Origin of the sequence: Protofrankia sp. Cas8, from assembly GCF_963555845.1 — a bacterium.
Classification (GTDB): Bacteria; Actinomycetota; Actinomycetes; order Frankiales; family Frankiaceae; genus Protofrankia.
On the sequence record NZ_CAUVXI010000056.1, the window covers coordinates 1 to 10,552 of the forward strand.

The window sequence follows — 10,552 nt, forward strand, 5'->3', positions numbered from 1 at the left end:
CACCGAGGTTCTTCACCGGCCCGCAGGTCGACAACCTGCCCGCGGCTGCGACAGCGTTGGTCGTGCCCTACCCGTATCCCCAGCAGAACATCGCGATGCTCTGGCAGGCGCAGGCTGACTTCCGCTTCACCATGCCGGGTTGCTACTGTACGGTTCCCGACCGTTTTGGACGGTCCAGCTTCCACCCGGAGACCGACCCGCTGAACTCGGCCCTCATCGCCGTCGCGACGGGCCAGAGCACCGCGGCGGCGGCCTTGCGACAACCCGGGCTGGCGGCCACCTTCGACCGCTACCATCTGAATACGATCATCCTTGGCCCCAGCGACCACCACGACGAGCTCGTGACCTTGCTGACGGGGCTGGCGGGTGCACCCGGGCGGTACGTCGACGGCGTCGACCTCTGGTTGCTCGACAGTGCCCCGGGCCGGTCGTGACAAGGTACTCACCGAGGCCTACCGGGCCGCGAGGCCTACCGGGCCGCGAGGCCGGGACGGCGTGGTCATGAAACGGAGTTCAGGTGGCGCAGATCAAGGTAGTGGTGGAGCGGGTCGTGACGGCGGCGCCGGCGACGGTCATGGATGTGCTCGGCGACTACAAGGGCAGCCGCGCTGAGGCCTGGCCCGATATGATCACCGACTACGAGGTGGTCGAGGGCGGTACCGGCGCCGGTACCCGGATCCGCTACCAGCTGCACGCGACCCGCCGCCGCGTCCGCACCGTCGAGGCGGTCGTCTCCGCGCCCGTTCCCGGCCGGACGCTCATCGAAGCCGACCAGAACTCCACTCTGCGCACGGAGTGGACCGTCGCGCCCGCCGACGCGGGAACGTCCCGGATATCGGTGGAGACGAGCTGGTCGGGCGCGAGCGGGATCGGCGGCTTCTTCGAGCGGACCTTCGCGCCAATCGGCATCCGCAAGCTGTGGAACGGCGTTCTGGACAACCTCGCGCCTCGGCTGGGCTGACAATCGGGTGACAATCGGCTGACGGAATTCGGTCCGGAGGCGGATGTCGGCCTTCGACGGCTTCGCGAAAAGGCCACCGGATCCCCTGTCGGGGACACGACTACGCGCTGCACAGCCACCGGGTCGGTGTGGTTGACTCAATCCCGCCCGTAGGCGGAGTGTTCCCAGTCTGCATGCCGCGGGTATGGGGGATGGAAACATGACGCGCGAGGATACTCGAGCTGAACACACCGACATACTGGTTGTCGGGTCGGGGTTCGGCGGCGCGGTAACCGCATACCGGTTCGCCGAGGCAGGACGACGCGTCGTCGTGCTTGAGCGGGGAAAGGCGTATCCCCCCGGGTCATTCGCCCGTTCGCCGTCCGACATCGCGGCGAACTTCTGGGACCCGATGCAGGGACGCCACGGTCTTTTCGACATATGGTCGTTCGCCGACTTCGAGGCTGTCGTATCCAGCGGTCTGGGCGGCGGCTCACTCATCTATGCCAACGTGCTGCTCCGCAAGGACGAGAAGTGGTTCATCCGGGATGCGCCCGCGGGCGGGGGGTACGAGAGCTGGCCGATCACCCGGGCCGACCTCGAACCGCACTACGCGGCCGTCGAGACCATGCTGAGCGCCCAGCGGTTCCCGGCCGGGCAACCCGGCTACCAGGCCTCCCGCCGCACCGAGCTACTCACGCTGGCCGGGCGGCGCCTGGGTTACACCGCCGAGCAGCCACCGCTGGCGGTGACGTTCGCATCGGGCGGCACCCCGCCCGTGCCGGGCGCGCCCATCCCGGATCCGAGCTACGGCAACATCCACGGGCGACCGCGAATCACCTGTGTGTTATGCGGCGAGTGCGACCTCGGGTGCAACTCCGGCAGCAAGAACACCCTGGACCACACCTATCTGTCCGCCGCGGCGCACCATGGCGCGGACCTTCGGGTCCACCACGAGGTACGTTCGATCACCCCGCGGGATGGTGGAGGCTACACAGTTGGCTATGTGTTACACACTCCAGGTGATACCGGTGCCCTCGCCGCCATCCCGGAGCGGATAATCACGTGTGACCGCCTGGTCCTCGCCGCCGGAACTCTGGGCACCACCTATCTGCTGCTGCGCAATCGCGCGGCCCTACCCGGGATCTCCCGCATGCTCGGCCGGCGTTTCTCCGGCAACGGTGACCTGCTCGGTTTCGTCCGCGGGGTGCCCGGTGCGTCCCTCGGCAGCGCGCACGCGCCGGTCATCACCACCGCCGTTCGCGTACCCGACCAGGTCGACGACATCGTCAATGGTGACGGCGCCATCCCCGCCATCCCCGCCATCCCCGCCAGCACTGAACGCGGCTGTTACATCGAGGACGCCGGTTATCCCGGTTTCGCGGAATGGCTCATCGAGGCGGCCCAGCTGACCGGCATGGCCGCACGGGCCGTCAGCGCGGGTTACCAGATGATCCGATCGCGCATCGTCGACAACCCGGCGCCCCAGATCGACATGATAATCAGTCGGCTGCTCGGCTCGGGGGCCGCATCCGCCGGTTCGATGCCCCTGCTCGGCATGGGACGTGACGTCCCGACCGGACGCATGTCGGTACACGACGACTACCTGCAGATTGCGGATTATCCCGCTGGCAGCAGGCCGTACTTCGACCGACTGGAACGGATCATGAATGACCTCGCAAAGGAAATGGGCGGTGATTTCCAGCAGAACCCGCTCAGCCTGCTGTCCCGGGTCATCACCGTGCACCCGCTCGGCGGCGCCGGCATGGGCGCGGACATCACCAGCGGGGTGATCGACCAATGGGGCGAGGTGTTCGGCCACCGGGGCCTGTATGTCGCCGACGGCGCCGCCATGCCCGGACCGGTCGGCGCCAATCCATCCCTGACCATCGCGGCCTTCGCCGATCGGCTCGCCGAACACGTCCTGGCCTCCGATCCGGTTCGCGATGCCCACAACGCTTCGGAGGCAGCGCCATGACCGAACCGACGAGCCTTGAATTCACCGAGACGATGAAGGGTTTCATCACTCTGGACGAGACCGACCCGCAGCGTGGCTACGAACAGGGCCGGGCCGAGGCCACCGCACTGCACTTCCGGCTCACCATCCGCACCGGGGACGTCCACGCCTTTGCCGCCGACCCGATGCGGGAGGCGGTCGCCGACGGCTATGTCGACTGCGATGTCCTGGGCGGCCGGGCGCCGGTCGAGGGAGGCGTCTTCAACCTCTTCGTCGGCGATGCACCCGGGCGCAGGCGGATGCTCTACCGGCTGCCGTTCCAGGATGCGGCCGGGCACCCGCTCACGCTCAGCGGTTTCAAGGACGTCCACGACGACCCCGGGTTCGACCTGTGGCGGGACACCTCGACGCTCTACACCCGCATCCTCGCCGGCCATGTCCACACCGACCCTGCGGACCCTGCCGACCATGCCGCCGCCGCTGCCGCCGCCGAAGCGGGTGCGCGGGTCGTCGCCGCCGGCATCATCACGATCCACATCCCGGACTTCCTGCGGCAGCTCACGACGTTTCGGGTATCGGGTTCTGCGCTCGAAGCCACCCGCGGCCTGGAGACGTTCGGCCGGCTGTTTCTCGGGGACCTCTGGAAGGTCTACGGTGCGTTCGTGCCCGCCGGGAACGCCGACACCATCGGGGAGCCGCGGTGACGCAGCCACCGCCCCGGCCCGCCGACGACAGCGAACGCGCGCTCGGGTTCGCCCGTGCCACCATGACCCGATGGCTCTCGCCCTCGCTGCTGTTCGCCACCGCCGTGCGGGTGGGTGTCAGCGCGGTGCTCGGCTCCTATGCCGACAAACGGGAGGAGATGGCGGCGCTACCGGCCGCGCCGCCGGCCGACCTGTCGGACGGCACTGAAGGGCCGGGTTACGCCGAGGTGCCCGACGGTGGCGAGCTGTGGTTCGACTACGTCAGCGACCTCGGGGACGGATTCGACGCGACCTACGCGATGGCCTCGCTGCTGGCCACGCCGAGCCTCGACCTTGCCGGGACGACCACCCCACGCGGCCGGATGCTGGTGATGGGCGGCGACCAGTGCTACCCCACGCCGAGCATCACCGGCTACGAGAACAAGCTGATCGGCCCGTACCGCGCCGCGCTGCCCAGAACGTGCCCGGATCCCGCCGGGGCGCCGCGGCTGTTCGTGCTGCCCGGCAACCACGACTGGTACGACGGGCTCACCGCATTCATGCGGGTCTTCTGCCAGGGTTCGAGCATCGGGGGCTGGCGCACAGAGCAGACCCGCAGCTACTTCGCGGTACAGCTACCGCACCGCTGGTGGCTACTCGGGATCGACATCCAGTTCGACTCCTACATCGACGACCCCCAGCGCCGGTACTTCATCGAGATCGCGGCGCGGATGCGTCCCGGTGACGCGGTCATCCTGTGCTCCGCGAAACCGAGCTGGCTGAGTGCGGCCGACGGGGATGCCGAGGCGTATGCCGTCCTCGACTACTTCGAACGCACGATCATCAGAAAGGTCGGCGCACAGGTGCGGGTGTCCCTGACCGGCGACCGGCACCACTATGCCCGCTACAGCGAATGTGCCCGCGACACCGAGGTCGGCGGCTCCGCCCAGAAGTTCACCGCCGGTGGTGGCGGCGCCTATCTGTCCGCGACCCACCGGCTGCCGCAACGGCTCGTTCTGCCGCCGACGGCGTCGCGGGCACCGGGCAAGAGCGACCCGCCCGCGCACTACGAGCTGGCCAGCAGCACTTTTCCGGACGCGCAGACGTCCCGCCGGCTTGCCGCCGGCATCGTCGGCCTGCCGGCGTTCGCACCAGGTCTGATCGCACTGCTCGGCGGCGTCCACCTGCTGCTGGCGCTGGCGATCGGCGGCGCTGCCGGGACCACCGGGCGAGGGGCCGTGGGCCGCCTCGACGCCATCGCGGCCGGGCTGCGGCACGCCGGCGTCCCAGGCCTGTTCGAGGGTCTGATCAACAGTGTTCCCGGGCTCGCGCTGAGCCTCGGGGTCATGGGTGCCGGCGTCGCGCTGACCAAGGCCGGCCGTACCGCCCGCGGTGGGGTCGCCGGAGTCGCGCACGGGCTCACCCAGCTCGTCCTGGCCGTCGCCGTGATCGCCGGTGCCGTCGCCGTCGCCGGCCCGCTGCCCGGCACGTGGCTGCTGGCCGGGGTGCTACCGCTGGTGGTCGCGGTCGGCGGTCTGGCTGCCACCGAGGTGCTCGCCGCCTACCTCTGGCTGGCCGACCGCATTGCGGGCCTGAACACCAACGAACTGTTCGCCGCGCAGGGGATCGCCGATTACAAGAACTTCCTGCGGCTGCGCATCGGCCCGGACGGACAGTTGACGATCTATCCTGTCGGGGTTCGCGCAGTCCCGAAACGCTGGCGCTTCGCCCCGGACGCCGCGGCCGGCACACCCTGGTTCACCCCGATCGACCGGCCGCTGGAGGCATTCCTCATCGAATCGCCGATCACCATCACCCGAGCCGCTCCTGACCAGCCGCCAGACTGCTTGGGGCCGCCGGGCGCGCGGGAAGGAGCATGATCGCGTGGGCGGCGGGCGGCGCCCGACTAGGCTGGCGGGGTGTCACACCAGCGTCTGGTACTCACGCTCAGCTGCCCCGACCGGCGGGGCATCGTCGCGGCGGTGTCCTCCTTCGTCACCGCGTCCGGCTGCAACATCGTCGAGGCTCAGCAGTACCTGGACCCCGACACCACCCACTTCTTCCTGCGCCTGGCCGCTGACGTCGAGGAGCCACGCGCCAGCCTGAACGATCTACGCGACGCTTTCGGCACGGTCGCCGAAGCCTTCTCGATGGACTGGCAGATCTGGGACGCCGCCGTCCGACCCCGAATAATGATCATGGTCTCACAACACGATCACTGCCTGGCCGACCTGCTGTCACGTCGCCGTGCCGGGACACTGCCCGTCGAGGTTGTCGGCGTCGTGTCCAACCACCGTGCCGCCGAAGAACTGGTCCGCTGGCACGGCGTGCCCTTCCACCATCTGCCGGTCGCAGCACAGACCCGGACCGACCAGGAACAGCGGCTGCTACAGCTGGTCGCCGACGAAAACGTCGATCTTGTTGTGCTCGCGCGTTACATGCAGATCCTGTCTGCCGACGTGTGCAAGGAGCTCGAGGGCCGGATTATCAACATCCACCATTCGTTCCTGCCGAGCTTCAAGGGCGCCCGGCCCTACGCCCAGGCCCACGCACACGGCGTGAAGATCATCGGCGCCACGGCTCACTACGTGACACCGGACCTCGACGAAGGTCCGATCATCGAGCAGGATGTCGCCCGGGTCGACCACGGCTGCGACGTCGACCGGCTCGTTGCCGTGGGCCGCGACATCGAGGCTCAGGTCCTGGCCCGGGCCGTGCGCTGGCACGCCGAGCGCCGGGTGCTCCTCAACGGCGTCCGCACCGTCGTCTTCGCCTGACCAGCCGGTCATCCGACCGTCTGGTGCTCCAGAGGGCGCCGGTCGCCGGTCGCTCTTAGCGATGTGATTCTGGTGCTGCTGCAGTAGCACCAGAATCACATCCTTGAGAGCCGGCCGCGCCAGGGACCAGAACCGAGATCGAGATCATCGGAGCAGGACGGTGGCCCCGTCGCTGAAGGGGCCGTCGTGCAGCTCCAGATGATCAACGGTGACGTCCCGGGGGATGTCGAAGACAAGGGTGCCGCTCGCGGTGTCTCCCTCGGAGAGGTTTCCCCAGATACCCTCGGAAAAGGCGGCCCGCGACAGGAGCTGGCTGGAATCGTGGTCCGCTCCGGCGCTGTCGACAAGCCGTTGCGGAGCCAACGACAGGTTCCGGGTCGAGCTGCCGACGTTGTGCGCGGTGAGCGCAACCAGGCAGTACTGGCCGTCCGGATGCCTGGTGATCAACGTGACCTTCAGCTGATCAACCCCGCACTGCACGCTCGTCACGGTGAACTCAAGCTGCCCGTCCCGGACCGGGACGCCGATCCCCGCCTTCGCGGACGGGGACTGGGACGGGGACGCCGAGCTCGTAGCCGACGAGCTGGGGGCGGCGGACGGCCCCCCGCCCGAGTCGTTGCCGCGCAGGCTCCGCAGGGCCACCCAGCCGACCAGCAACAGGAGCGCGGCGGCCAGGGCCAGCAGCCACCAGCGGCGTGGGCGCGGCGGCGCGGCAGGCGGGTACAAGGGAGGCGGGGCCTGGGCCGCGGACTCGGCGAACCGCGCCGGCTGCCCGAACCGGCCCGGCTGGCCGGACTGGCCGAACTGGCCCGGCTGTGCCGACTGGCCCGGCGGATAGCCGGTCGCGAATGCCGGCGGGCCAAGGCGGGTCGGTGGCACGACAGCGGCCATCCGCTGCGTCCTGCCGAGTATCTGGTCGATCGGCGTGGACGCGTTGACGTCCGCGTTTCCCTCGACCAGCCGCATGAGCAGATCACGCGCGGCCGGCCGGGCCCGCGGATCCTTGGTCAGCGCGATCTCGACCAGCCCGCGCAGCGGCTGGGCGAGGCCGGTCAGATCCGGCGCCGCGTCCACGATCCGCTGCCCCAGACTCGCGTCGGCGGCCGGCCCGAAACGTCCAGGTTCGGTGAACGGGTGGCGGCCCGTGCCCGCATAGCCCACCAGAAGACCCCAGGTAAAGATGTCCGCGGCCGGACCGACCGGATCGTCGAGGATCTGTTCGGGCGCCATCCACCCGCTGGTCCCGAAGATCAACCCCCGGTCGAGGTCATGGCGTACGGTAGCCGCGGGCTTGGCTATCCCGAAGTCGATGACCCGCGGCCCGGACAATGACATGATCACGTTGGCCGGTTTGAGGTCACGGTGGACGATCCCGGCGTGATGGATGGCTGTCAGCGCCGTTGCCACCCCGATCGCGGTACCGGCCAGGGTCGAGGCGGGCAGCGGGCCGTCCTCCATGACCACCCGGTCCAGCCGCCTGCCCTCGATGTACTCGGTGACGAGGTACGGCGGGTAGGCGTCCGGGTCCGCGTCAAGCACCGAAGCCGTGCAGAACGGCGAGACCCGCCGGGCCGCCGCAACCTCATGGCGGAACCGTTCCCGGAAGTCGTGGTCGGCCGCGAGGTCCGGCCGGATCAGCTTGACCGCAACGTGGCGGCCCGCCGTGTCCCGACCGAGATAGACCGTGCCCATGCCGCCGGCGGCGAGGCGACTGTCCAGCACATACCTGCCGACCGATACCGGGTCGTCCGCCTGTAGCGGCTCCAGTGGTTCCGCCGTCGCTCCACCCCCCGCTCGACCTGGCCGTGTCATGCCCGCCGCCGTGCTGGTGCCCGCCTGCTCATAACCCCCCGCTCATAACCACCCGCTCATAACCACCCGCTCACGGCCCGCCCGCCGGTGGTCCGGCCAGCGTGTGGCCCGCCCGTACACGGCTCCCATCGTCACTCATCCCAGGCCCGGTGCGGGCGCAGACTCCCCAACAACCAGCATGCTCTCGAAGGACGGGCGGCGCGGCATACCGGACCGCCCGCCCGCGCGCCGCACCGCGAGCGCCTGGTGGATCTGGGCCTGGCCGGCTTCGAACATCAGCGCGGAGGCGGCCATGTACAGCCGCCATACCCGGGCCCGGGCCTCACCGACCTCGGCCACGGCATCGGCCCAGTGCGCCTCAAGGTTTCCCACCCAGGCGCGCAAGGTCGGACCATAGTGTTCGCGCAGATTCTCGCTGTGCCAGAGCTCGAAACCAGCCGCCTGCATGACACTGACGAGCACACCGATCTCGTGCAGTTCACCGTCGGGGAAGACATACCGCGCGACGAAGTTACGCCCGGCCGGCAGCGGCAGCGGTCCGAGCCGCGGACGGTTACGCGCCTGCCCGGCAGGGTCGCCGGGGAAGGCGATGCCATGGTTGAGCAGCCGGCCCGCAGGCCGCAGCAGGTCGAACAGGTAACGGAAATAGACCGGCAGCATCGCGACGCCGACGTGCTCCACCATCCCGATGGAACTGATCGCATCGAACGGACCGTCGCTGACATCCCGGTAATCCTGTAGCCGGATCTGGATACGGTCGGCGAGACCCGCGTCGGCGATCCGCCGCCGGGCCAGGTCTGCCTGGTTCGGCGAGATGGTGACGCCGACCCCCTCGACTCCGTGGTGCCGCGCGGCGTGAAGCAGCAGACTGCCCCAGCCGCAGCCCACATCGAGCAGACGCATCCCGGCGCGCAGACCCAGCTTGCGACAGACCAGCTCGTGCTTGGCGTCCTGCGCCGCTGCGAGCCCCACGTCGGGCGCCGCCCACAGGCCGCACGAGTACGTCATCGCCGCACCGAGAACCTGCCGATAGAAGGCGTTGGACAGATCGTAGTGATGGGTGATGGCGGCGGCATCCCGCGCCCGGCTGTGGCGGCGGCCCCGCGGCCTCGTCTCGGCCGTGGGTGGTGGTGGGGGCAGGGGGCCCAACAGGCGCAACAACGTCGCCGCCGCGCGCAGCACGGTCGGCGTCACGGCCTGGACCCCAAGGTGGCTCCGCAGGTCGAGGGCGTCGAAAATGTCGCCTTCGACGTCGATCTCTCCGGCCACATACGCTCGCGCGAAACCGAGTTCACCGGGACGGAACAGCACCCGCCGCGTTGCCTCCGGCGTCCGCACCACAACCCTGGTCGGGGTTTCAGGCCCGAGGACCGTCCCGTCCCACAATTCGATCCGTACCGGTGGTTTCGGCCCGACGAGGCCCGTCAGCAAATCGATCACAGCACGGGAGACCGCGGTTGTGCGCACGGCGGACCCCGAAACCGCGGTTGCGGGCACACCCTGGCCCGGGATCGCGGCTGCGGGCAGATCGGCCCTGGCCAAGTCAGTTCCGGACACTGCAGCGTCACCCCGGTTCACTGGCACCTCCGCACCGACCGCATCCGGTGCGGCGGGAACCCATCTCGCCGCGCGCTCGGCTCACCTCCATCATCGCTGTCGGTGACGGTTGCGGCCCGACATCACCCCGTGTCGGGCCGCAACCGTCCTGGGGTCGCGTCCTGGGCTGTGTCAGGTCCTGGGCTGTGTCAGGTCCTGGGCTGTGAGGTCGTAGACCGTCTGCCCACCGACTGTCCTCGCGGTGAAGGTGCTCTGCACCCAGGATGTGATCCCGCTGCTGCCGCGGCCGCCGAAGCCTCCGCCACCGCCGAAACCGCCACCGCCGAAACCGCCGAAACCGCCACCCGAAATGTAGTAATGGATGTTGTGCTGTGCGACGTACTGTTTGAACTCGGCGAGCGTCGGTGCCGGGTCACCGCCGTTGAAGCCACCCATCGCCATAATCGCGGTACCGCTGGCAAGCTCGAGCGATCCGGCCGTCTGGGATCCCGACGTTGCCGCAACCCAGCGGTAGCCCTTCTGGCCGTTCCTCAGCAACTGGACGAGCTCGGAGTTGGCGCTCTCCCCGGCACCGAAACCAGCACCGAAACCGCCGCCGAAGAATTGGCTTCCCCTCGTGCCGGGGAACCCACCACCGCCGGCCGTAGCCGGCCCGGCCGTCGGGATCGCACCCATGTGCGGCGTCGAGGCGGTGTCGAGGGCGTATGCGGCCGACGGCGCTGCCAGCGCGATCGCCACCGCCGTGGCCACACCCGCCACGGCTACGGTGGCCCACGGACGACCAACCAACCGACGACCAACCAACCGACGACCGACCAACCGAGGA

Annotated in this window: 7 protein-coding genes and 2 pseudogenes; 6 read left to right on the forward strand and 3 right to left on the reverse strand. The window is 69.4% G+C overall.

Annotated features, from left to right (window positions below; all coding sequences use genetic code 11):
• From U9977_RS10870 to purU, 6 genes and pseudogenes are all read left to right on the forward strand, one after another.
• A pseudogene (locus U9977_RS10870) lies at positions 1–434 on the forward strand (hypothetical protein); the annotation flags it as partial.
• 83 nt (positions 435–517) lie between these two features.
• Positions 518–961: an SRPBCC family protein gene (locus tag U9977_RS10875; protein WP_322749101.1), complete on the forward strand. Its 444-nt coding sequence runs from the start codon at positions 518–520 to the stop codon at positions 959–961.
• Positions 962–1,160: 199 nt separating this feature from the next.
• Positions 1,161–2,918, forward strand: a complete 1,758-nt coding sequence (locus tag U9977_RS10880; RefSeq protein WP_322749102.1) for a GMC family oxidoreductase — start codon at positions 1,161–1,163, stop codon at positions 2,916–2,918.
• Entirely contained in the window at positions 2,915–3,601 is a 687-nt protein-coding gene (locus U9977_RS10885) for a hypothetical protein (RefSeq protein WP_322749103.1), read from the forward strand. Before U9977_RS10880 ends, U9977_RS10885 begins: the two co-directional genes overlap by 4 nt.
• Positions 3,598–5,460: a metallophosphoesterase gene (locus U9977_RS10890; RefSeq protein ID WP_322749104.1), complete on the forward strand. Its 1,863-nt coding sequence runs from the start codon at positions 3,598–3,600 to the stop codon at positions 5,458–5,460. Before U9977_RS10885 ends, U9977_RS10890 begins: the two co-directional genes overlap by 4 nt.
• Positions 5,461–5,499: 39 nt before the next feature.
• A complete protein-coding gene (gene purU / locus U9977_RS10895; protein ID WP_322749105.1) occupies positions 5,500–6,357 on the forward strand; it encodes a formyltetrahydrofolate deformylase in 858 nt (285 codons plus the stop codon).
• Between the two features lie 144 nt (positions 6,358–6,501).
• Here purU and U9977_RS10900 read toward each other — a convergent pair whose 3' ends face one another.
• From U9977_RS10900 to U9977_RS10910, 3 genes and pseudogenes are all read right to left on the reverse strand, one after another.
• Positions 6,502–8,169 carry a serine/threonine-protein kinase gene (locus tag U9977_RS10900; RefSeq protein ID WP_322749106.1) on the reverse strand — a complete coding sequence of 556 codons (1,668 nt, stop codon included), beginning with the start codon at positions 8,167–8,169 and terminating at the stop codon, positions 6,502–6,504.
• Between the two features lie 135 nt (positions 8,170–8,304).
• Complete coding sequence (locus U9977_RS10905; RefSeq protein ID WP_322749107.1) at positions 8,305–9,726, reverse strand: cyclopropane-fatty-acyl-phospholipid synthase family protein; 1,422 nt, start codon at positions 9,724–9,726, stop codon at positions 8,305–8,307.
• Between the two features lie 171 nt (positions 9,727–9,897).
• A pseudogene (locus U9977_RS10910) lies at positions 9,898–10,552 on the reverse strand (glycosyl transferase); the annotation flags it as partial.